Annotated in this window: 1 protein-coding gene and 1 pseudogene; both read left to right on the top strand. The window is 72.0% G+C overall.

Features of this window, described 5'->3' with window-relative positions; translation table 11 throughout:
• Positions 1 to 490 precede the first annotated feature (490 nt).
• The gene (locus ACIP37_RS37765) at positions 491 to 1003 is read left to right on the top strand and encodes a SigE family RNA polymerase sigma factor (protein ID WP_400812606.1); all 513 of its coding nucleotides are present in this window, start codon (positions 491 to 493) and stop codon (positions 1001 to 1003) included.
• Positions 996 to 1263 (top strand): annotated as a pseudogene (locus ACIP37_RS37770) (hypothetical protein); the annotation flags it as partial. The gene ACIP37_RS37765 and the pseudogene ACIP37_RS37770, both read left to right, overlap by 8 nt.

The following is a 1263-nucleotide window of genomic DNA, read 5'->3' on the forward strand; positions in this document are numbered from 1 at the left end:
TGGCAGTCGAACGGGTAACGGACGGGCCACTGCCGGGAGCCACCGAGGCGTCGGCCGAGCCGGCGCCGGAGGGCGCAGCGGAGGGCGCAGCGGAGGGCACAGCGGAGGGCACAGCGGAGGGCTCGCCGTGGGCCGTGGGGGTGGGCGTGGAGGTGCTGGTTGCGGCGGTGGCTATTCCTCCTGCGGTCGCGATGGCTACGGCGGTGGCGGCGATGAGTGTGATCGGGCGGATACGCATGAATCCGTGTCCTTTTCTGCCGGGCGTCCGGTTGACGCCTGCGCCCCTGTAGGTCTCCCGACGCTCGGCAGGTCGCACCCCGCGCACGTGATCCAGGTCATAGGCCGCGGGCGCAACCCTGGGGTGGTGCTCGTGCGTACAGGACGGGACGCTCCGTCCAGGACGCACGGCTCCACAGCCGCAGCCGAGGAGTGCTTCCTCGCGAGCCGCCTGTGCCGCAAGCTGACGGACAGCCCGGAAGAAAGGCCCTTGATGACGCCACAGGAGTTCGACGCGTTCTACGCGGCGTCCTTCTCCCGCCTGACCGGGCAGCTCTACGCGCTGACCGGCAGCTGGTCCGAAGCACAGGACGTGGTCCAGGAGGCGTTCATCCGCGCGTGGGACCGAAGGCACACCTTCGACCCGGACAACGCCCCGGAGGCATGGATCCGGACCACGGCCCGGCGGCTGGCCATCTCCCGCTGGCGACGTGTGGCCCGGGGCCTGCACTTAGCCGGACGCCACCACCGCCAAGAACCGCCCACCATCGAGCCGCCCACCGAGGAGCACCTGATGCTGGTCGCCGCGCTACGCGACCTGCCCGAGGCGCAGCGGAGCGCCCTGGTCCTGCACCACATGTGCGACCTCTCCGTCGAGCAGGTCGCGGCCGAGACTGGCGCCAGTGTCAGCGCCGTCAAGAGTCGCCTCGCCCGCGGCCGGGCCGCGCTCGCGGGCAGACTCGCCGACCAAGCCCCGACCAGCGAGGAAGGAAAGCTTCGTGTCTGACCCCATCCACGACACCCTCGGCGACAGGCTGCGGCTGCTCGGCACGCAGATGCCCGCGCCGACACTGCCCGCAGCGGAGATCCGCCGACGCGCCGACCGGCGCCGGCACCGCCGGCGTGCCCTCGCTGCGACCGCGGCCTGCACCGCGGCAGCCTTGTGCCTGGCTCTCCCGTCCGTGCTGCACTCACCGGGACCACAGAAGGGAGCAGGCACCGCAGACGTCTCCTCCGCGTCTGCTTCCGTTCCGGCTTCCCCGCGTC

The sequence above is a fragment of the Kitasatospora sp. NPDC088861 genome, from assembly GCF_044750105.1.
In the GTDB taxonomy this organism is placed as follows: Bacteria; Actinomycetota; Actinomycetes; order Streptomycetales; family Streptomycetaceae; genus Kitasatospora.